The organism is Pseudomonas putida (assembly GCF_003228315.1).
GTDB lineage: Bacteria > Pseudomonadota > Gammaproteobacteria > Pseudomonadales > Pseudomonadaceae > Aquipseudomonas > Aquipseudomonas putida_S.
Map to the genome: position 1 here is coordinate 5,165,878 of NZ_CP029693.1, position 21,906 is coordinate 5,187,783.

Consider the following 21,906-nt stretch of genomic DNA (forward strand, 5'->3'; position numbering starts at 1 on the left):
CGCTGGCTGCGATCTTTTGATCTTGCCCCTTGGAAAGTTCAAAAGCCGCAGCCTCGTTGCACTCGACAGCTCCTGCGAGTGTTTGTCATCCCCCCCTATGCGTTCTGCTGATGGCCCGCCATCGAGGCCATCCATACCCCCGCGCAAACCCCGTTGCATGCGCCCGGTAATCCTTTGGAGGTACACCACGAATACCTCCTTGGTGCGCTTATCGCCCCAGACACGCGGCAGTAGGGTGAGGCCTTCTGTCACTCACCGGGGAAGACGCATGACAAAAACAACAATGCGCGCCATCTTCACGCCGCAGGCGCTGGCCGCTGCGGTGGCCTTGGGTTGCTGTGCCCAGGCGCAGGCTGTTTCTTTCAACATTGGGGAAATCGAGGGCACCTTCGATTCCTCGCTGTCCGTGGGCGCGAGCTGGGGCATGCGTGATGCGGATAAATCGCTGGTGGGTATTCCCAACGGCGGCACCGGGCAGGCGTCGACCGGTGACGACGGGCGCCAGAACTTCGGCAAGGGCGAAACCTTTTCGAAGATCTTCAAGGGCATTCACGACCTCGAATTGAAGTACGGCGACACCGGTGTGTTTGTTCGTGGCAAGTACTGGTACGACTTCGAACTGAAGGACGAAGACCGGCCGTTCAAACAAATCAGCGACCACAACCGCAAGGAGGGCGCCAAGTCCTCCGGCGGGCAGATTCTCGATGCCTTCGTCTATCACAACTATTCCATCGCCGAACTGCCGGGCACCGTGCGTGCGGGCAAGCAGGTGGTCAGCTGGGGTGAAAGTACCTTCATCGGTAACTCGATCAACAGCATCAACCCCGTCGACGTTTCCGCGTTCCGCCGGCCCGGCGCCGAGATCAAGGAAGGCCTGATTCCGGTCAACATGCTGTTCGGCTCCCAGGGCCTGACGGACAAGCTGACGGTCGAGGCGTTCTATCAACTGGAATGGGACCAGACCGTCGTCGACAACTGCGGCACCTTCTTCGGCAACGATGTGGTGGCCGACGGTTGCAACAAGAACTACACCGTCGCGAGCCCGGCCATTGCGCCGTTGCAGCCGGTAGCGGCAGCATTTGGACAGGGCTTCGAGGTCACCCGCGAAGGCGTGGTCGTGCCTCGCGGACAGGACCGCGATGCCCGGGACTCGGGGCAGTGGGGCACGGCGCTGCGCTGGCTGGGGGATGACACCGAGTACGGCCTGTACTTCATGAACTACCACAGCCGCACTCCCAACGTTGGTACGAAAACGGCTGGTCTCTCCACGCTGGCAAGCATTCCGGGGATTGTCACCGCGGCCAACCGTATCGCTCCAGGTAGCGGTTCGGGGCTTGCGCAAAGCGTGATGCTCGGTCGCGGCCAGTACTACCTCGAATACCCGGAAGACATTCGCCTGTACGGCGCGAGTTTCTCCACCACCTTGCCAACCGGCACGGCGTGGACCGGAGAGATCAGCTATCGCCCCAACCTGCCAGTACAGGTCAACACCAACGACCTGACTCTGGCGATGCTCAACCCGATCGCTGGCGGCGCGGCATCACCGATCGCGACCACCCCGGGTGCCGACAACAAGGGCTATCGGCGTAAAGAAGTGACACAGGTCCAGAGCACCCTGACGCACTTTATCGATCAGATCGCGGGCGCTGATCGCCTGACCCTGGTGGGCGAAGCAGCAGTGGTGCATGTCGGTGGCCTGGAGGGTCGCAGCAAACTGCGATATGGCCGCGACTCGGTGTACGGCCAGTATGGTTTCGGCGGCGATACCGACGGCTTCGTGACCTCGACTTCGTGGGGTTATCGCGCCCGGGCGATCCTCGATTACAACAACGTCATCGCCGGGATCAACTTCAAGCCCAACCTGTCGTGGTCCCACGACGTCTCCGGCTACGGCCCCAACGGCCTGTTCAACGAAGGCGCCAAGGCGGTCAGCCTGGGCGTGGATGCGGACTACCGCAATACCTATACCGCCAGCCTCAGTTACACCGACTTCTTCGGTGGCGACTACAACACGCTCGAGGACCGCGACTTCGTGGCGTTGAGCTTTGGCGTGAACTTCTGACCTGTCTCGAGAAAGGATGATTTCCATGCGCAAGATGATTCTGCAATGCGGTGTCCTGGCCCTCGGTCTGCTGGCTGCCAACGTCATGGCTGCGGTGTCACCGGAAGAAGCGAACAAGCTGGGTACCACGCTTACCCCCTTGGGCGCCGAGAAGGCCGGTAACGCCGACGGCTCGATTCCAGCCTGGACCGGCGGCATTCCGAAAAACGCCGGAGCGGTGGACAGCAAGGGCTTCCTGGCCGACCCGTTCGCCAATGAAAAACCGCTGTTCATCATCACGGCGGCGACGGTGGACAAGTACAAGGACAAGCTCTCCGACGGGCAGATCGCGATGTTCAAACGCTACCCGGAAACCTACAAAATCCCGGTCTATCCGACCCACCGAACCGCAGCCCTGCCACCGGAAATCTACGAGTCGGCCAAGCGCAGTGCGCTGAACGTAACCCCGATCAACGACGGCAACGGCCTGGCCAATTTCACCGGCAATCGCTACTACGCCTTCCCGATTCCGAAGAACGGCGTCGAAGTGATCTGGAACCACATCACCCGTTACCACGGCGGCAATCTGCGGCGCACCATTACCCAGGCTACGCCGCAGTCCAACGGCGACTTCACCGTGATTCGCTTCAAGGATGAGGTGGCAGTGCCTTCGCTGCTGGGAGACCTGAAACCGGGCAGCGATGACAACGTGCTCAATTATTTCAAACAGGAAGTGACGGCCCCGGCTCGGCTGGCGGGTAACGTGCTGCTGGTTCACGAGACCCTCGATCAGGTTGCTGAACCGCGCAAGGCCTGGATCTACAACGCCGGCCAGCGCCGTGTACGACGCGCACCGCAAGTGGCCTATGACGGGGTCGGCACTTCGTCCGACGGCCTGCGCACCACCGACAACTTCGACATGTTTTCCGGCGCCCCGGACCGCTACGACTGGAAGTTGATCGGCAAGAAGGAAATGTACATTCCGTACAACAGCTACAAGCTCGATTCGCCCGATCTGAAATACACCGATGTGATCAAGGCCGGTCATATCAACCAGGACCTGACCCGCTACGAATTGCATCGAGTCTGGGAAGTGGTGGCGACGGTCAAGCCCAACGAGCGTCACGTGTACGCCAAGCGTCACATGTACATCGACGAAGACACCTGGCAGGTGGCGCTGGCCGATCACTATGACGGTCGCGGCCAACTCTGGCGTGTGGCCGAAGGGCATGCGCAGTTCTACTACGATCATCAGGTGCCGGCCTACACCGTCGAAGCGCTGTATGACCTGATCGCCGGTCGCTACATCGCCCTGGGAATGAAGAACGAAGAGAAACGCAGCTTCGAATTCAACATCGCGGCAAAAGCCGGGGACTACACGCCAGCAGCCCTGCGGAGCACAGGGGTGAGGTAATCGTCCTACAGAGTCCTACACAAAAAGGTGACCTCTTGGTCACCTTTTTTATGGCCTTCAATCAGCCTGCTGAATACTTCTTCAACAAGCGCTCCGGAGGGGACTAGGGTGGCGCCACAACTATAAAAAGGCGCACTACTATGACTGCCATGACGACGTGTCTGGACCGTCCTGGATTTCTGCCTCGTTTGTCTTCCCATCACCTGTCCCGCGAGCGATTGGTCGAGCCGTTGCTGGCTGCCACGGCGCGGGTGAAACTGCTTTGCGCGCCGGCCGGTAGTGGCAAGAGTGCGCTGCTCACTGAATGCCTGTTGCGCGCGCCTTCGGGCTGCCGGGTACATTGGCTGCCATTGGCGGGTGAGTCGTTGAGTGTTGCCGACTTTCTGCAGCGGCTGGCGCAAGTGCTGGGGCTGGCGTCGACGGATGAGTCCGCATTGCTGGAGCACCTCGCCCGGTTGCAAACGCCGACCTGGCTGTTCATCGATGATTACTGCCGCTTCTCTCACCCTGATCTCGACCGTCTGCTCGATCGTTTGCTGACCCTCACTAACCCCTCCTTGATTTGGTGGCTGGGTTCGCGCAGGCGTCCGTCCTGCAACTGGCCACGGTTGTTACTCGATGACGAGTTGTATGAATGCAACGGTGCGGCGCTGGCGTTTACCGAAGCTGAAGTCGGGCAGTTGCTCGTCCATGCAGAGCCTTCCCAAGTGGCCAGTTTGGCCAAACGGGTCGTCCAGCGCAGCGGTGGATGGTGTGCCGGAGTACGCATTGCCTTGCTCGAGGGTTGTCCGTGGGCCGCCGGGCAGGAGCGGCAGGGGCGCTCGGCGACACTGTTCGATTATTTGCAGCACGAGCTGTTCAATACCTTGCCGCCGGAATTGGTGGAGGCCTGGCAAGTACTGGCCCGTTTGCCGCGCTTCAATGCCGGCCTTTGCGAGCATCTGTTCGGTGCCGGTGAGGGAGCTGTGTTGTTACTGGCTTTGCAGGAGATGGGCTGTTTTATCGAGCCCTGGGAAGATTCCACGGAATGGTTTCGTGTGTTCGCTCCACTGGCCCAGGCCATGCGTGACGAACAGGGCGCGGTGGGTCGCTCCTGGCATCGGCGCGCGTGCCAGTGGTTCTGCGCCGAAGAGGACTGGCAGGGCGCCTTCGAGCAGGCGCTGCTGGCGGAAGAGTTCGAGGTGGCGGTGAGTCTGTTGCAGCATTTCAATTTCGAGCATCTGTTTCGGCGCGAGAACGTGCGCCTGTTATTGAACCTGCATGAGCGTCATGGGCAAGACTTGACCCTCGGTTCGCCGCAACTGGTCAGCCTGATCACGGCGGCGCTGCTGTTTGCCGGGCGATTCGAACAAGCGGCAGAGTGCATCGAGCAAATGGCGCGGTTTGCTCCGCAACCGACGGCGGTGTCTCAGCGGCAACTGCTGGCACGCTGGCAGGCGCAACAGGGCTGGCTGCTGCATCTGCAGGGGCGTATGCCGGCCGCGCGCGGGCATTTCGTCGAGGCCTTGGCCGAGCTGGCCGCCGAGGCCTGGCCGGCGCGTTTGCTGTGTCTGTCCGGGTTGACCCAACAAGCGCTGCTCAATGCCGAGCTGGATGTCGCGCAGGCGCTGAACCGCGAAGCGCTGTGTCTGGCGCGGGCGCAAGGCTCGTTGTTGTTCGAGGCGTTGCTCGAACTCGATCACGCTCAGTTGCTTGAACATCGTGGCGCTCCCGGGCGCGCCGAGAGTCTGTTGGCCGATATTCATGAATTGTTGAGCCGACAGGCTGACCGCCCGACGCCGTTGCTGGGGCGTATTGCGTTGCGACGCGGGCGCCTGGCGTTGTGGCAGGGGCAGGATGAAAGGGCCGCCGAGTTCTTCCAGAGCGGCCTTCAGGACTGCCTGCACAGTCAGGACAAGCGTGCGTTGTACGGCCTTCTCGGGCAGGCCCAAGTAGCGGCCAATCAACGGGATTACGCCCAGGCGTTTGATCGCTTGCGCGAGGCCGAGCGCTTGATGCAGCAACGACAGATTCCCGACACCGTTTATCGCAGTGCCCTGCTGCAAATCAGCAGTCACTTCTGGTTGCAGCAAGGTCGGCCGGAATTGGTCCAGGAGGCGCTGACTCGCGTGCTGCGTCATTACCGCGGGCCCCATGCCCGGCAGGCACCACCGGCGACTGTGGAACTGATTGCGCGGGTCGAGTACTTGCTGATCATCGCCGAGACCCAACTGCAATTGGCTCAGGCTCCGCTGGCGCGGCTCAAGGCTTTGCTCGATCACGCGCAGCAACATGGAATGGTGGCGCTGGAAGCCGAATTACAGTTGGCCATTTGCGAAGTGGCGGACCTCATCGGCGAAACAGAGCAGGCAACCTCGGCGTTACAGACGGGACTGGCGTTGGTGAAGCGCTGCCATCTTCAGCAGGCTTTGCATGAACTGCGGCTGCGGCAGCCAACCTTGCTCGCTCGTCTGGGCGCGGACGACGAACCTGGGGCGCCTCTGGAAGCCAATCCGTTGAGCGGGCGGGAGTTGGAGGTGCTGGGGTTGATAGCCCAGGGCAATTCCAATCAGCAGATCGCCGAGCAGTTGTTCATCTCGTTGCACACGGTGAAAACCCATGCGCGGCGCATTCACAGCAAGCTGGGTGTTGAACGCCGGACTCAAGCAGTGGCTACGGCGAAAAAATTGGGCTTGATTGCACAAGGTTAGCGGCGGCCCTTGTAGGAGCAAAGCTTGCTCGCGATGGCGTCGTGGCAGCCAACAATGGGTTATCTGATTCACCGCCATCGCGAGCAAGCTTTGCTCCTACAGGGGATGGCGTCAGGCTGCAGGGCCGCTGCCCGCTGCAAAGCCCATTCGCCAACTTACGGCGCGCGCCGCCGCCAGCAACCGTTGCGCCGCCGGGCCATCTTCGTCGGCATGAAACAGCGAAGTCGGGCCAACCACCGTCAATACCGCCACGACATTGCCCATCGCGTTGAACACCGGCGCCGACAAGGCATCCACGCCGGGCATCAGCAAGCCGTGCACATGATGCAGGCCACGTGTGCGGATCTGCTCGCACAGGTCGGCATAGGCTTTATCGTCCGTCAGCGCGTGGCCGGTATGAGCCAGCAGTTCCTGGTCGCGCAACTCCACGGTTTCCCGCCTGGGCAGATAGGCGCCGAACACCAGGCCTGTGGAGGAACTGAGCAGCGGCAGCACCGAGCCCAGTTGTGTCACCACCGTGACTGCCCGCACCGCCGGTTCGATGTGTACCACCGTCGCGCCCTGATTGCCCCACACCGCCAAAAAGCAGGTTTCGTTCAGGTCGTCGCGCAACTCGGCCAGCGGCAGGGCGCCGACTTTCAGCACGTCCATACTGTTGAGTGCCGCCAATCCCACGCGCAAGGCTTCGCGACCCAGCCCGTAGTGGTTGGTCGCGGGATTCTGTTCGGCAAAGCCGCTGGCGATCAGTGCCTGCAAGTAGCGGTGAACCTTGCTTGCCGGCATCTGCACGTGTTCGGCCAGACGCGAGAGTGAAGTCGACGGCGACAATTCGGCCAACGCCTTGAGGATGTCGGTACCCACCTCGGCGGAGCGGACTTTCTGTTTACCGTTGCTGTCGCTGGTGGGCTTTTCCATGGTGGCGCCGTCTTTCAAGGGAGGAGATCCGGGGATGAATGGGCGTCTTTATAGCTTGACGCTCAATGCCAATCAAATTACGTTATTCGTAATTGGATTACGATAAAAACAATTCTGGCGTGCCTCGGTCTCTGTCGCAGAGCGCAAGGGTCACGACCTGTTCCTTGTTCAGGAGGCTTCATGAACCTCGATTCAACGACGCCAGCACTGGCTTATCAGTCGGGCTTCGGCAACGAATTTTGCAGCGAAGCGTTGCCCGGCGCATTGCCGGTCGGCCAGAACTCCCCGCAAAAAGCCCCTTACGGTCTCTATACCGAACTGTTTTCCGGCACCGCGTTCACCATGGCTCGCAGCGAAGCGCGGCGGACCTGGATGTATCGCATCCAGCCGTCGGCCAACCATCCGGCATTCGTCAAGCTCGACCGGCAGTTGGCCGGTGGTCCCTTGGGCGAAGTGACGCCCAATCGCCTGCGTTGGAATGCCCTGGATATTCCCGCCGAACCTGTGGATTTCATCGATGGCCTGGTGAGCATGGCGGCCAACTCCAATGCGGATAAGCCGGCGGGCATCAGCATTTTCCAGTACCGCGCCAACCAATCGATGGAGCGGGTGTTCTTCAATGCCGACGGCGAAATGCTGCTGGTGCCGCAACTGGGTCGCCTGCGTATCGCCACCGAACTGGGCGTGCTGGACGTGGAGCCGCTGGAAATCGTCGTGCTGCCACGGGGCCTGAAATTCCGTGTCGAACTGCTCGACCCGCAAGCGCGCGGCTATATCGCCGAGAACCATGGCGCACCGCTGCGCCTGCCGGATCTGGGGCCGATCGGCAGCAACGGCCTGGCCAATCCGCGGGACTTCCTGACCCCGGTTGCTCATTACGAACACCTCGCACAACCAACGACCCTGGTGCAGAAATTCCTCGGTCAGTTGTGGGCCACCGAACTCGATCATTCACCGCTGAACGTGGTCGCCTGGCATGGCAACAACGTGCCGTACAAATATGACCTGCGCCGTTTCAACACCATCGGCACCGTCAGCTTCGATCATCCGGACCCGTCGATCTTCACGGTACTGACCTCGCCGACCAGCGTGCACGGCCTGGCCAACCTCGATTTCGTGATCTTCCCGCCACGCTGGATGGTCGCCGAGAAAACCTTCCGTCCACCGTGGTTCCACCGCAACCTGATGAACGAATTCATGGGCCTGATCCAGGGCGAGTACGACGCCAAGGCCGAAGGTTTTGTCCCCGGCGGCGCGTCCTTGCACAGCTGCATGAGCGCCCATGGCCCGGATGGCGAGACTTGTACCAAGGCGATCAACGCCGATCTCAAGCCGGCAAAAATCGACAACACCATGGCCTTCATGTTCGAGACCAGCCAGGTGCTGCGCCCGAGCCGTTTCGCCCTCGATTGCCCGCAACTTCAAACCAACTACGACGCTTGCTGGGCCACGCTGCCCGCCACTTTCGACCCGACCCGGAGATAACCCATGACGCAGACTTCTATCACTCGCAGCTGGGTTGCATCCGCCAACGGCCATGCTGATTTCCCGTTGCAAAACCTGCCGCTGGGCGTGTTCAGCGTGAAGGGTTCGGCGCCACACAGCGGCGTGGCCATCGGTGAACATATTTTCGATCTGGAAGCCGCGCTGGACGCCGGCCTGTTCGACGGTGCGGCGAAAACCGCCGTCGAAGCCACCCGTGGCGGTCAGCTCAATGCCTTCTTCGAACTGGGCCGCGAGGCGCGTGTGGCCTTGCGCGAGCGCCTGCTGGAACTGCTGAGCGAAGGCAGCACCCTGCACGGCAAGATCGAAGCCCAGGGTGCAAAACTGCTGCCACTGGCTGCGGATTGCCAGATGCACCTGCCGGCTAAAATCAATGACTACACCGACTTCTACGTCGGTATCGAGCATGCACAGAACGTCGGCAAACTGTTCCGCCCGGACAACCCGTTGTTGCCGAACTACAAGTACGTACCGATCGGCTACCACGGCCGTGCCTCGACCATTCGCCCGTCCGGCACCGATGTGCGTCGGCCAAAAGGCCAGACCCTGCCGGCTGGCCATTGTGAGCCGACCTTCGGTCCTTGCGCACGCCTGGATTACGAACTGGAACTGGGCATCTGGATTGGCCGGGGCAACGAGATGGGCGACTCCATCGCCATTGGTGACGCCGTCGATCACATCGCCGGTTTCTGCCTGCTCAATGACTGGTCGGCGCGGGACATTCAGGCCTGGGAATACCAGCCGCTGGGTCCGTTCCTGTCGAAAAGTTTCATCACCAGCATTTCCCCGTGGGTGGTGACTGCCGAAGCGCTGGAGCCCTTCCGTCGTGCCCAGCCGGCACGTCCGGAAGGCGATCCGCAGCCGCTGCCGTACCTGTTCGACAAACGCGATCAGGCCGCCGGCGCCTTCGACATCGAACTGGAAGTGCTGTTGTTGACCGAAGCCATGCGCGAGCAGAACCTGCCGGCCCATCGCCTGACCCTGAGCAACTCGAAACACATGTACTGGACTGTGGCGCAAATGGTCGCGCACCACAGCGTCAACGGCTGCCAGCTGCAGGCCGGTGACCTGTTCGGTTCGGGCACCTTGTCGGGACCGGAAAACGGTCAGTTCGGCAGCCTGCTGGAAATCACCGAAGGCGGTAAAAAGCCGGTCGAACTGGCGTCGGGCGAAGTGCGCAAATTCCTCGAAGACGGTGACGAAATCATCCTGCGTGGCCGTTGCAGCCGCGAAGGTTTTGCTTCCATCGGTTTCGGCGAATGCCGCGGCAAAGTCCTGCCGGCGCGCTAAGGGGAACGGGTCATGGAACTCTATACCTACTACCGCTCGACTTCGTCCTATCGGGTGCGCATCGCACTGGCGTTGAAAGGGCTGGATTACCAGGCGCTGCCGGTCAACCTGATTGCGCCGCCCGGTGGCGAACATCGCCAACCCGCGTATCTGGGCATCAACCCGCAAGGCCGCGTGCCGGCCTTGCGTACCGATGAAGGCGAATTGCTGATCCAGTCTCCGGCGATCATCGAGTATCTGGAAGAACGTTATCCACAGGTGCCGCTGCTGTCCCAGGACCTCGCGGCCCGTGCCCATGAGCGCGGTGTGGCGGCGGTCATCGGTTGCGATGTGCATCCGCTGCACAACGTCAGCGTGCTCAACCGGTTGCGTCAACTGGGGCACGATGAAGTGCAGGTGGTCGAGTGGATCGGCCACTGGATCGGTCAGGGGCTGACGACCGTTGAACAACTGATTGGTGACGATGGCTATTGCTTCGGGCCGCAACCAGGGCTGGCGGACGTGTACCTGATTCCACAGTTGTATGCGGCCGAGCGTTTCAACATTTCTTTGGATGCCTGGCCACGGATTCGTCGCGTGGCAGCGCTGGCGGCTGCACATCCGGCGTTCATCAAGGCGCATCCGGCCAATCAGCCGGACACCCCCTAACAGCCAACACCTCCCCTGTAGGAGCGAACCTGCTCGCGATGGCGGTGTGTCAGATATAGAAATATCGAATGACACGCCCTCATCGCGAGCAGGCTCGCTCCTACAGGGGAACTATGTTCAGTGGACGATGGAATTGGGTGGCAGGTGCCCCAGCCGCTCCGTCAGACGAATGCGCTGGATCGGGTCGTCGGTCAGCAGCAGGGCACGTTCCAGGTCGAAACGTTCGGCATTGGGGCAGTCCAGCCGTTGATAGAGGCTGGCCCGGGCCAGATAGTCGGCGGTGGTGCCATTACCTAGTTCCAGCACACGTTCGGCGTCGATCAGGGCGCCGATGTAATCGTCGTTGGCCAAATGCAACTGGCGCAGGTTGCGTGACAGGCGCTGGAGCATTTGCAGCGGTTCGGCGGTGGCCAGGTGCTCGGCGCTGAGTTTCAGGTCCGGGCCGTACTGGCGATGCAGCAGTTCCCGGCAATCGTTGGGGTAGAGGCGTCGGCCACCGCACGGGTCGAGCAGGTGATCGGCCCCGGGTACGCGCAATAGAAAATGGCCGGGGAAGTTGACCCCCACCAGCGGAATCTCCAGGCCCTTGGCCAGTTGCAGTGCAATCAGGCCCAGGGCCAGGGGTTGCCCGCGTCGACGTTCCAGCACTTTATTGAGCAGTGCCGCCTGGGCGCGCAGTGGATTGGAGTCGTCCTGGGCAAACCCCAGGTCATTCATGCAGCGCAACAAGGGTTGCGCCAGCTCGCTTACCGGCAACATCGGCAGGCTACCGCTGATCCGTTGTTGCAGCGTCTTGAAGTTCTCCAGCAGCGCACCCGGGTTCACCTCGCTGTCATGCTCGGCGGCAATCCACAGTGCCGCCTCGAACAGTGCGGGCGGTGAGCGTTGCAGACAGGCGAAAAACGATTGACGCGGGGTCATGAAAATCTCCGGGCAATGCCTCGTTTTAGCCTCGTCTGCGCCATCCGTCCAGTGCCGGCCATGAGGCTCGAAGGATATTTCCGAATGCCTTAACAGCCGCTCTGCTTATTCCGGTGCGCTTCGGCAATTTTTACGCGCAAGCCTATACTGGCGACTACAAGAAGTGATTCGGGAGCCCCTACGATGTTCGCTCTCATGCAAAGCACTCGCCTTGAATCGCTGCATCTGAGCGTTGACCCGGCCACCGGGTTGAAGGCGGTCATTGCCATTCATGACAGTCACCTGGGCCCTGCCCTGGGAGGGTGTCGATACCTTGCCTACCCCAGCGATGAGTCTGCGATCGAGGATGCGGTGCGCCTCGCCAAAGGCATGAGTTACAAAGCCGCACTCGCCGGCCTGGCACAGGGCGGCGGCGTGGCGGTGATTATTCGTCCCGCCCATGTGGCCAACCGCGCCGCACTGTTCGAAGCCTTCGGTCGCTGTATCGACAAGCTCGACGGACGCTACATCACCGCCATCGACAGTGGCACGTCGGTAGCGGACATGGATTGCATCGCCCAGCAGACCCAGCATGTCACCAGCACGACATCGGCGGGCGATCCCGCGCCCCACGCAGCGATGGGCGTGTTCACCGGCATTCGTGCCACCGCCATGGCGCGATTGGGCAGCGACAACCTTGAAGGCCTGCGCGTGGCCATTCAAGGCTTGGGCAATGTGGGGTATGCGTTGGCCGAGCAGCTGCATGCGGCGGGCGCCGAATTGCTGGTCAGCGACATTGACCACGGCAAGGTGCAATTGGCCATGGAACAACTGGGCGCTCATCCGATCGCCAACGACGCACTGCTCAGCACGCCCTGCGACATCCTGGCGCCCTGTGGCCTGGGCGGCGTGCTCAACAGCCATAGCGTGACGCAACTGCGTTGCTCTGCGGTGGCGGGTTCGGCGAACAACCAGTTGACCCATCTGGACGTCGCTGATCAGTTGGAGCGGCGGGGCATCCTGTATGCACCGGACTATGTGATCAATGCCGGCGGGCTGATCTACGTGTCACTCAAGCATCGGGGCGAAGAGCTGTCGACCATCACCGCGCACCTTTCGAAAATAAGCTCGCGATTGACTGAGGTGTTTGCTCACGCCCAGGCGGAAAAGCGTTCGCCGGCGCGGGTGGCGGACGAACTGGCGGAGAAGGTCCTGTACCGATAAAAGATGTTGGCCATGAAAAAGGCCCTGAGCCATTCGACTTAGGGCCTGTTCAATTCGGCTGCCACTTATTTTGCTGCTTTGGTGGCCTTGGCTGGCTTGGCCGCAGGTGCCGGTTCAGCGGCCACCTCTTCTTCAACGGGTGCTGCCACCGCTTGCGGGGCTTCCACCGGCGCGGTCAGCAATTCGGACAGGGCGTCCGGCTGGCTCTTGAAGGCCTTGGCGAACACATCGCGATTCTTCGCCATGTAGATCCCGGCTTCTTCGACTTGCTGTTCAGTCAGGGACGGAACGGCTTTTTGCAACACTTCGGCCAGCAACTCGGCCAGCTCGAGCATTTTGTCATGACGGTCAGCTTCGGCTTTATCCATGAACAAGCGCTCCAGATCTCGGCTGCTGCGGTATACCACTTCGACGGCCATTCACCACCTCACATGCCTTTACATTTGGTTGTCTGAGTCGACTACTGTATCTATATACAGCAAAAGAATAAGCGAATCGCTGGGGTTTGGGTAGTGGCTTTTTAATGTAGTCCGGTTTTGGGGATTGTCAGGTGGGCCGAGTCGTCGCAATCGCGAGCAAGCTTTGCTCCTACAGGGGCAACATGCGACCAAACGCCACGGAGCGCAATGCACAGGGGCTCGCCATGATGGTGTGGCCATGTTTATGCATGGAACAGCTTGCAGAACAAACGTAAAGTCCAACCCGCATTATCCGGTCGAGCCGACCTAAAGGAAGCATCATCGTGAAAATCAACTGGGCCGAAAACCTGCGGCAGACCGTGCACGAACTGGCCGAATCCCTGGGCAACCTGTTCGTCGAGACCTTCCACTATCTGGCGTTGTTTGCCATCGGCGCCGTGACCGCGTGGGCGGCGGTGATGGAATTTCTCGGGATGATCGAGCAGGGGCACATCAAGATCGATGACATCCTGCTGCTGTTCATCTACCTGGAATTGGGCGCGATGGTCGGGATCTATTTCAAGACCAACCACATGCCGGTGCGTTTCCTGATCTACGTGGCGATCACCGCACTGACGCGCCTGCTGATTTCCAACGTATCGCACCACAATCCGCCGGACCTGGGGATCATTTACCTGTGCGGCGGGATTCTGCTGCTGGCGTTCGCGATTCTGGTGGTGCGCTATGCGTCTTCGCAGTTTCCATCGGTGAAGATTGAAAATCCGCACCGCAAGATCGGTGCGGGTTCCGGTGAGCATCCCGAGGTCGAGAAGGGCGAGATTTAAAGCCTGATGGCGGGGCGGACGCGGCCCTTGGCCGGCGGTGGAGGCGGGTTGCGCGTGCCGTCGGTGGTCATGGATTCAAGGATGGCCACCGCGCTGTGGCCCTGTTCGATGGCAATGCCGAACTGAATGCTTTGCACCAGACGCTTGAGGCGTTTGGGGTCATTGCGCTGTTCGGCGCTGATCATGCGCTTGGCGACCACTCGACCACTGTTGGACAAGGTCAGCATGATGCTGCCATCCAGGCCCTGAATGCTCAGGTTGATCTGATAATCCGCTGCAAAGGCATCGGTAATGAGCTGAAATGGGTTGTCCATGATGCGTCACCGCCTGATTGAACGTGCAGTTGTTGACCGGTCGTGATCGGGATTAGTTCGCAACACCAGACCATCGGCCATTCCGTGACCAATTCGCCATCAATGCGTGCAACAGGGATGTAGCAAGGGGCATGCCGGATGGATTGTCCGACAATCATTGCGGCACTTGAACCTGTGGGAGCGAGCCTGCTCGCGATGACGGCTGCACAGTCAACGCTGTGTTGTCTACAGTGAGTGCCCGAATCAGGGCAATAAACTCTGACGTGCCTCCAAACCGGTCAACACTCCACCCAATTCACCGCCAGGCCACCGCGTGACGTTTCCTTGTATTTGTCGTGCATGTCGGCACCGGTATCGCGCATGGTGCGGATCACCCGATCCAGGGAGATGAAGTGCTTGCCGTCGCCGCGCAGGGCCATCTGCGTGGCATTGATCGCCTTCACTGCGGCAATCGCGTTGCGCTCGATGCACGGCACCTGCACCAGCCCGCCGACCGGGTCGCAGGTCAGGCCGAGGTTGTGTTCCAGGCCGATTTCGGCGGCGTTTTCCAATTGCTCCGGGGTGGCGCCCAGTACTTCTGCCAAGCCGGCAGCGGCCATGGCGCAAGCCGAACCCACCTCACCCTGGCAACCGACTTCGGCACCGGAAATCGAAGCGTTTTTCTTGCAGAGGATGCCGACGGCCGCCGCGCCCAAAAAGAACGCCACCACATCATCGTCCGAAGCGTCCGGGTTGAATTTCATGTAGTAGTGCAGCACCGCCGGAATGATCCCCGCCGCGCCGTTGGTCGGTGCAGTGACCATGCGCCCGCCGGCGGCGTTTTCTTCGTTCACGGCGAGGGCGAACAGGTTGACCCACTCCATGGCCGACAGGGTCGAGGTGATGACGTTCGGCTTGCCGATTTCCAACAGGTTACGGTGCAGCTTTGCCGCGCGACGTGGCACCTTCAGGCCGCCGGGCAGAATGCCCTCGTGGCGCAACCCTTGCTCGACGCACTCACGCATTACCGACCAGATGTGCAGCAGGCCCTCTCGGATCTCGGCGTCGCTGCGCCAGGCCCGCTCGTTGGCCATCATCAGTTCGCTGACCCGCAGGCCGTGCTGGTTGCACAGCTCAAGCAATTCGACAGCGCTGGAAAAGTCGTAGGGCAGCACCACATCACTGGCCGGAGCAACGCCGGACTCGGCTTCAGCCGCCTCGATGATGAAACCGCCACCGACCGAATAGTAGGTTTGCTCGAACAGTTCGCCGCTGTCGCCGAACGCGGTCAGGGACATGGCATTGGGGTGGTAAGGCAGGCTCTCATCGAGCAGCAGCAGGTCGCGGGACCAATCGAAAGGGATGCTCACCTGGCCGGCCAGCGACAGAAGGGCGGTTTCGCGCAGGGTCTGGATGCGGCTGTCGATGGTGGTGGGGTCGACTCGGTCCGGCCATTCGCCCATCAGGCCCATGACGCAGGCGCGGTCGGTGGCGTGGCCGACACCGGTGGCCGAGAGGGAGCCATAAAGTCGGATTTCTACTCGCCTCACATCGGACAATAGACGCTGATCGACCAGTGCCTGAGCGAAGGTCGCCGCTGCGCGCATCGGACCGACGGTATGGGAACTGGACGGACCGATGCCGACTTTGAAGAGATCGAAAACACTGATAGCCATGCTAAAGCCTATTCCTGAAATGGAAGATGAATCGCTGCCATTTTTGTAGGACAAGCGCACTTTCAGCGATACTGCCAAGCAAGGTCCTACGTGACCAACGAAACTTCCTAAGAGAGCCTTTAGCAGGACTAAACGATGAGCCGTCAATTGCATGCCCAGACCTATGTGTGGCTGCAGGTGTTTTCCTGTGCGGCCCGACACCTGTCGTTCACCCGCTGCGCCGAAGAGCTGCACATCACGCCGGGAGCGGTCAGCCAGCAGATTCGCCAATTGGAAGAGCGCCTGGGTTTTCGCCTGTTTCATCGGCGCGCCCGGGGCGTGGAGCTGAGCGCGGAGGGTCAGCGACTGGCCATCACCGTCAACGAGGCCTATGGCAGCATCGATGCGGAATTGCGTCGGCTGGATGCCGGGATGATCAGCGGAACCCTGCGGGTGCGCTCGATTCCCTCGTTCCTGAGCAAATGGCTGACCCCGCGCCTGCCCCGTTTGCAGCAACGATTTCCCGATATTCAGTTGCGCCTGGTGGCCGAGGACAGCAGCGTGCCTCTGCATGAAGGGGACTTCGATCTGGCGATCGATCTCAATGACGGAAGTTATCCCGGGTTGTTATCCACAGCCTTGCTCGATGAGCAGATTTTCCCGGTGTGCTCACCGGGCCTGTTGCGCGGTCGCCCGCCGCTGCATGGTCCGGCGGACCTGATGCATTTCCCGTTGCTGCACGACATCACCGCCTGGCGTGGCAGTTACGAGTACGCGGAGTGGGAGTTCTACCTCAATGCCATCGGCTTCGAGGGGGCGGATGTGCGGCGCGGGCACACCTTCAATCGCAACCATCTGACCATCGAAGCGGCCATCGCCGGCATGGGCGTGGCCATCGCGCGGCGAACCCTGCTGAACGACGAATTGGAGCGCGGGGCATTGATCGTGCCCTTTGGCCTGTCAGTGCCCAATCACAAGCGCTACATGGTGCTCTATGCGCCGGGCGCGCTGAGTCATCCGGGCGTGCGGGCGGTGCATGACTGGCTGGTGGAAGAGGCGGGGATCTTTCGTGCTTTACATCCGCTGGAGCCATTGGATGACGGAGCGATGTAAGAAATTCTGACACTGGGTGGGGCGAATCAACTCCCGACCTTAACAGCGCTTTTGGCGGTTGTCCGGCTTTTTTTACGATTAAAAAATTATCTTTTTTCAGGGGTTGAATTGTTCAGCGTACAGACCGATTGTGTAACCAAGAGGTCACGGTGATGACGCCCAAGGGCTTAGCTGACCGGCCTCTCGCGAGCTAGCTGAAATAAGGGATGAACTATGCAAATCCAAGTCAATAGCGATAACCATATTCAAAGCAGCAAACGACTGGAGGAGTGGGTACGAACCACCATTGAGAGCACGCTCGAACGTTACGAAGAGGATTTGACCCGGGTCGAAGTTCACCTGCGAGATGAGAACGGCGACAAGCCCGGTCCCCACGATTTACGCTGCCAACTGGAAGCGCGGCCAAAAGGCCATCAACCAATTTCCGTCGCCCATAAAGCCGCCAACCTGGAACTGGCGATCGACGGGGCTGCCGAGAAGCTTGAGCATGCGCTCGAACACCTGTTCGGCAAACTGCGCGGCAAACCGCGCGCGGCCGTGGTGCCCTTCGAGCGCAGGCCGCACGCTGACAAGCTGCTGGAAGAAGAATTTCTTGAAAACGAACAGGCTGCCCAAAACGGCTGAAGCCTGATTTAACCTCCCAATAGAACGGGCCTGCATTGCAGACCCGTTTTGTTTTGAGTGCTTGCCCGAGCTGATCTCATTCGACAGCTTTGCGTATGAGAATATTTATCATTAGTATTGCGCCTCGCTGGCCCGCCCCATTGCCCTTTGCGCAGTACCCGACCGATGATCACGAGCCCTCCCGACCCCCACGATCTTGCGCAGGACGAACCGCGCGGCGACCGTGCCCATTTTCTTCAGGTATTCCTTTCGCAGCAGTCGCAGATGGAAGCGCTGGTGAACCGCCGTGTCGGTTGCCGTGCGACAGCCGCAGACCTGGTGCAGGACTTGTTCCTGCGTTTCTGGCGGCGGCCCCTGGTGCAGGTCGAAGAACTCGGCACCTACCTGCTGCGTTGCGCCGGCAACATCGCCATCGATCATTTGCGTAGCGAAGGCTCGCGAGCCCGGGCCAGCGAAGGCTTGATGGTGGAGCCCTCGGACAGCGTGGGCAGCGAGCCGCAGGCGGCGCTGGAGGCCGGCAACGATTTGCGCCATGTCGAGGCAGCGTTGCGCGCCTTGCCCGAGCGTACGCGGCAGATCTTTCTGCTCAATCGCATCCACGGACGAAAATACGCCGAGATCGCCAAGGCCATGGGTTTGTCCCAAAGCGCCGTGGAAAAACATATGATGCGCGCGCTCGAAGCCTGCAAGGCCAGCCTGCGGGAACCGCCACCACGCATGCCAGGGAAAGCACCGTGAACACTACTCAAAACGTCACCCCGACGGCCGCTCAGGAACAGGCCGCGCTGGCCTGGCTGAGCCTGTTGCATGACCAGCCGACCAGCGGCGATCAGGTCACGTTCAGCCAGTGGCTGCAGGCCGATCCGGCGCATGCCGAAGCTTACGCTCGGGCCCAGGTGCTGTGGGAGTTGAGCGAAGGGCCGGCACGCACCCTGGCCGATGAAGATGCCCTGGCCCTGCAGCGTTACCTCAACGCCATGAATCGCTCCCGGGGCAACAGCGTCCGGCGCTGGTCCGGCGCGCTGGCGATGGCCGCCTGTTTGTTGTTGATGATCAGCCTCGGCACCGGCTGGCAACCGTCGCGCTGGCTGGATGACCTGGGTGCTGATTACGTCTCGGCGCCGGGGGAGATCCGTACCGTTACCCTGGCCGATCAATCGCAAGTCACCCTCGACGCCGACAGCGCCATTGCCGTGGATTTCAGCGGGGGTGAGCGGCATGTGCAAGTGCGGCGCGGGGCCGGGTTCTTCAGCGTGACCCATACCGGCGAGCCGTTTGTGGTCGATGCGGAGAAGGGGCAGGCGCGGGTGCTGGGGACCCAGTTCGAAGTACGCCTGCAAGACCATGGCGCGCAAGTCACGGTGTTATCCGGTCGGGTTGGGGTGACTGCCGATAAGGGCGCCCCTCAGCAAGTGCTCACTGCCGGTCAGCAAGTGGTTTACGGCGAAGGTTCCGCGCAACCGTTGCACGCCGTGGACAGTGAAGCGCAACTGGCCTGGCGCCAGGGCTGGCTCAACTACTACAAGGCGCCACTCGCCGATGTGGTGCAGGATCTGGGGCGTTATTACCCCGGCCGGATCCTCCTGCTCAACGATGAATTGGGCAAGCGGCGGGTCAGTGGCAGCTTTGCGAGCAAGAACCCGCAGGCGGTGTTGAGTTCGTTGCAGGGGGTGATGGGGTTTGAGCAGCATCAGGTGTTGGGGCATCTGATTATTTTGCGGTGATGCCACCGGCCCCATCGTGAGCAAGCTCGCTCCCACAATTGAAATGCGTTCCCTAGGGCAAAAATATTTTTAATTTATTGCTGAGGTAAATCCAAGCGCCATCCGTGTAGTGACTGAAACTGCGATTCATTCGCATCCGTTGCGGTTCTACACAGGTCATGAGTCATGAAGTCCAGGGCAAAATCGGGTTCGGTCAAACAGTGGTTGAGTGCTTCAGTTCTAGGCTTTTCGACTTTGGCAACGTTGCCCCTGAGCGTGGCGATGGCTGCCGACACAGGCAGCGCCCAGCAACACGGGCAGTTCAATTTTGCGCTGACCGCCAAACCACTGCCCCAGGCCTTGAGCGACTTCACCCGGGTGACCGGCATCAGCGTCGTCTACACCGATGAAACGCCCTACGATCTCAATGCGCCGGCGGTCAACGGCCAGATGAGCGCCGAACAGGCCTTGCAGCAATTGCTCGGCGGTTCAGGGTTCACCTACCGCCGCACCGATGGCCACACCATGGTACTTGAGCCGCAACCCACCGAAGGCGCCTTGAGCCTGGGCGCAACCACCATTACGTCGGTGGCGGAGCAGTCCGAGAGCTATCAGCCGCCTCCTGTCAGTTCGGTGGCGCGCTCCTCGGCGCCGATTCAGGAAATCCCGCAGACCATCAACGTGGTCGCCGCCCAGGTCATTCGCGATCAGGCGCCGCGCAACCTGGACGATGCACTGGCCAACGTCAGCGGCATCACCCAGGGCAATACCCTCGGCAGCACCCAGGATTCGGTCATGACCCGCGGCTTTGGTGACAACCGCAACGGTTCGATCATGCGCGACAGCATGCCGATCGTTCAGGGTCGTGGTCTGAATGCCACGGTGGATCGCGTCGAAGTGCTCAAGGGGCCGGCGTCCCTGCTCTACGGGATCCAGGACCCGGGCGGCGTGGTGAACATGGTCAGCAAGAAGCCGGAATTGACCCAGTACAACGCCTTGACCCTGCGCGGTTCAACCTATGGCGAGGGCAAGAACGGCAGCGGCGGCACTTTCGACAGTACTGGCGCGCTGGGGACTTCCGGCTTGGCCTATCGCATGGTGCTGGACCACGAAGACGAAGATTACTGGCGCAACTTCGGTGTGCACCGCGAGAGCCTGGTCGCCCCTTCGCTGGCCTGGTTCGGCGAAAGCACCAAGCTGCTGTTCGCCTACGAGCACAGGGAGTTTCTGACCCCCTTCGACCGTGGCACGGTGATCGACCCCCGTGACAACCATCCCCTGGACATCTCCCGTGATCGCCGGCTCGACGAGCCTTTCAACAACATGGAAGGGCGCTCGGACCTCTATCACTTCGAGGCCGATCACGAGCTCAACGACAACTGGAATGCTCACTTCGGCTACAGCTGGAACCGCGAAACCTACGATGCCAGCCAGGTGCGGGTAACGGCCATCGACACCAAAAAAGGCACGCTGACTCGCAGCATGGACGGCACACAGAATGCGCTCAGCACCGACCGTTTCACCACCGCCAGCCTTGAGGGCAAGGTGAATGTACTGGGCATGCAGCATGACCTGGTGTTCGGTATCGACGACGGGTACCGCAAGATCTACCGCGCCGACCTGATCCGCCAGAAAAGCCTGACCACCTTCAGTTACCTCAATCCGGTGTACGGCCGTGAAGTCGAAGGCACCACGGTCAGCCCGGCCGACAGCGCGCAAACCGATTTGCTACGCAGCGATTCGGTGTTTTTCCAGGACTCGATCCACCTCACCGACCAATGGATTCTGGTGGCGGGCGGGCGCTTCCAGGAGTACGACCAGTACGCCGGCAAGGGTGTGCCGTTCCATGCCAACACCGACAGCAACGGCCAGAAATTCGTACCGCGCGCGGGCCTGGTGTATCGCTACACCGACGCCTTGTCGTTCTACGGCAGCTACACCGAATCGTTCAAACCGAACTCGACCATTGCGCCGTTGAGCGGCAGCACCGCGGTACTCGATGGCAGTGTCGCGCCGGAAGAGGCCAAGTCCTGGGAGCTGGGCGCCAAGCTGGATCTGCCGGGCCGCGTGACGGGTAACATCGCCCTGTTCGATATCAAGAAACGCAACGTGCTGATCGCCAACGCCGAAGGCCCGGTGACGATCTACAGCGCCGCCGGTGAAGTGCGTTCCCGTGGCCTTGAAGTGGATGTGAGCGGCCAGCTCAGCGACCGCTGGAGCATGATCGGCAGCTACGCCTACACCGACGCCGAGGTCACCAAGGACCCGGATTACCAGGGCAAGCAATTGCAGAACGTGGCGAAGAACAGCGGCTCGCTGTCGGCGGTGTATGACTTCGGCCGAATCATCGGTGGCGATCAACTGCGGGTTGGTGCGGGGGCGCGTTATGTCGGAGAGCGGGCGGGCAATGCGGTGAATGATTTCGACCTGCCGAGCTACACCGTCGCCGATGCGTTCGCCACTTACGACACTCAATTGGATGGGCAGAAGGTCAAGTTTCAGCTCAACGTGAAGAATCTGTTTGATCGCACCTACTACACCTCGGCGGCGAGTCGGTTCTTTGTATCGATGGGGGATTCGCGGCAGGTGGTGCTGTCGAGCACCCTGGAGTTTTGATCCGAAACCGCGTCATCGTTCATCGCGAGCAGGC

At 60.9% G+C, this 21,906-nt stretch carries 17 protein-coding genes and 1 pseudogene; 13 read left to right on the forward strand and 5 right to left on the reverse strand.

All coding sequences use genetic code 11. The features are described 5' to 3' along the window. Nucleotides 1-268 precede the first annotated feature (268 nt). The 3 genes from DKY63_RS24160 (at nt 269) to DKY63_RS24170 (ending at nt 6,145) form a co-directional block, all read left to right on the forward strand. Nucleotides 269-2,062, forward strand: coding sequence for a DUF1302 domain-containing protein (locus tag DKY63_RS24160; RefSeq protein WP_110966403.1), 1,794 nt, complete (start codon nt 269-271; stop codon nt 2,060-2,062). A gap of 25 nt (nt 2,063-2,087) precedes the next feature. Next, complete coding sequence (locus DKY63_RS24165) at nt 2,088-3,455, forward strand: DUF1329 domain-containing protein (protein ID WP_110966404.1); 1,368 nt, start codon at nt 2,088-2,090, stop codon at nt 3,453-3,455. Nucleotides 3,456-3,595: 140 nt separating this feature from the next. Then, nucleotides 3,596-6,145: a LuxR C-terminal-related transcriptional regulator gene (locus DKY63_RS24170; RefSeq protein ID WP_110966405.1), complete on the forward strand. Its 2,550-nt coding sequence runs from the start codon at nt 3,596-3,598 to the stop codon at nt 6,143-6,145. A 111-nt stretch (nt 6,146-6,256) separates the two neighbouring features. On the opposite strand, the gene DKY63_RS24175 is transcribed toward DKY63_RS24170, so the two are convergent. Further along, nucleotides 6,257-7,060 (reverse strand): IclR family transcriptional regulator, encoded by an 804-nt coding sequence (locus DKY63_RS24175; protein WP_110967971.1) that lies wholly within the window; start codon nt 7,058-7,060, stop codon nt 6,257-6,259. Between the two features lie 180 nt (nt 7,061-7,240). Here DKY63_RS24175 and hmgA point away from each other — a divergent pair, with 180 nt between their 5' ends. The 3 genes from hmgA to maiA are packed head-to-tail and all read left to right on the forward strand — an operon-like array spanning nt 7,241 to nt 10,501. Further along, entirely contained in the window at nt 7,241-8,545 is a 1,305-nt protein-coding gene (gene hmgA, locus DKY63_RS24180; protein ID WP_110966406.1) for a homogentisate 1,2-dioxygenase, read from the forward strand. Between the two features lie 3 nt (nt 8,546-8,548). Further along, entirely contained in the window at nt 8,549-9,853 is a 1,305-nt protein-coding gene (gene fahA / locus DKY63_RS24185) for a fumarylacetoacetase (protein ID WP_110966407.1), read from the forward strand. A 12-nt stretch (nt 9,854-9,865) separates the two neighbouring features. Beyond that, nucleotides 9,866-10,501: a maleylacetoacetate isomerase gene (gene maiA, locus DKY63_RS24190; protein ID WP_110966408.1), complete on the forward strand. Its 636-nt coding sequence runs from the start codon at nt 9,866-9,868 to the stop codon at nt 10,499-10,501. A 117-nt stretch (nt 10,502-10,618) separates the two neighbouring features. On the opposite strand, the gene DKY63_RS24195 is transcribed toward maiA, so the two are convergent. Then, the gene (locus DKY63_RS24195; protein WP_110966409.1) at nt 10,619-11,422 is read right to left on the reverse strand and encodes a SirB1 family protein; all 804 of its coding nucleotides are present in this window, start codon (nt 11,420-11,422) and stop codon (nt 10,619-10,621) included. A gap of 183 nt (nt 11,423-11,605) precedes the next feature. Here DKY63_RS24195 and DKY63_RS24200 point away from each other — a divergent pair, with 183 nt between their 5' ends. Further along, nucleotides 11,606-12,625 (forward strand): Leu/Phe/Val dehydrogenase, encoded by a 1,020-nt coding sequence (locus DKY63_RS24200; RefSeq protein ID WP_110966410.1) that lies wholly within the window; start codon nt 11,606-11,608, stop codon nt 12,623-12,625. 179 nt (nt 12,626-12,804) lie between these two features. Here DKY63_RS24200 and DKY63_RS24205 read toward each other — a convergent pair. Beyond that, a pseudogene (locus DKY63_RS24205) lies at nt 12,805-13,044 on the reverse strand (YebG family protein); the annotation flags it as partial. 323 nt (nt 13,045-13,367) lie between these two features. Here DKY63_RS24205 and DKY63_RS24210 point away from each other — a divergent pair. Next, nucleotides 13,368-13,868, forward strand: a complete 501-nt coding sequence (locus DKY63_RS24210) for a phosphate-starvation-inducible protein PsiE (protein WP_110966412.1) — start codon at nt 13,368-13,370, stop codon at nt 13,866-13,868. On the opposite strand, the gene DKY63_RS24215 is transcribed toward DKY63_RS24210, so the two are convergent. Continuing rightward, entirely contained in the window at nt 13,865-14,182 is a 318-nt protein-coding gene (locus DKY63_RS24215) for a DUF3509 domain-containing protein (RefSeq protein WP_110966413.1), read from the reverse strand. The two genes, DKY63_RS24210 and DKY63_RS24215, sit on opposite strands and share 4 nt — an antisense overlap. A 278-nt stretch (nt 14,183-14,460) precedes the next feature. Next, nucleotides 14,461-15,837: an L-serine ammonia-lyase gene (locus DKY63_RS24220; protein ID WP_110966414.1), complete on the reverse strand. Its 1,377-nt coding sequence runs from the start codon at nt 15,835-15,837 to the stop codon at nt 14,461-14,463. A 135-nt stretch (nt 15,838-15,972) separates the two neighbouring features. Between DKY63_RS24220 and DKY63_RS24225 the strand changes: the two genes are divergently transcribed. The 5 genes from DKY63_RS24225 (at nt 15,973) to DKY63_RS24245 (ending at nt 21,872) form a co-directional block, all read left to right on the forward strand. Then, complete coding sequence (locus DKY63_RS24225) at nt 15,973-16,929, forward strand: LysR substrate-binding domain-containing protein (RefSeq protein ID WP_110966415.1); 957 nt, start codon at nt 15,973-15,975, stop codon at nt 16,927-16,929. 213 nt (nt 16,930-17,142) lie between these two features. Then, nucleotides 17,143-17,553 carry an HPF/RaiA family ribosome-associated protein gene (locus tag DKY63_RS24230; RefSeq protein ID WP_110966416.1) on the forward strand — a complete coding sequence of 137 codons (411 nt, stop codon included), beginning with the start codon at nt 17,143-17,145 and terminating at the stop codon, nt 17,551-17,553. A 165-nt stretch (nt 17,554-17,718) separates the two neighbouring features. Beyond that, on the forward strand, nt 17,719-18,291 hold the full coding sequence (locus DKY63_RS24235) for an RNA polymerase sigma factor (protein WP_110966417.1): 573 nt from the start codon (nt 17,719-17,721) through the stop codon (nt 18,289-18,291). Continuing rightward, nucleotides 18,288-19,277 (forward strand): FecR family protein, encoded by a 990-nt coding sequence (locus tag DKY63_RS24240; protein ID WP_110966418.1) that lies wholly within the window; start codon nt 18,288-18,290, stop codon nt 19,275-19,277. Before DKY63_RS24235 ends, DKY63_RS24240 begins: the two co-directional genes overlap by 4 nt. Nucleotides 19,278-19,442: 165 nt before the next feature. Beyond that, nucleotides 19,443-21,872, forward strand: coding sequence for a TonB-dependent siderophore receptor (locus DKY63_RS24245; RefSeq protein WP_110966419.1), 2,430 nt, complete (start codon nt 19,443-19,445; stop codon nt 21,870-21,872). Nucleotides 21,873-21,906 lie beyond the last annotated feature (34 nt).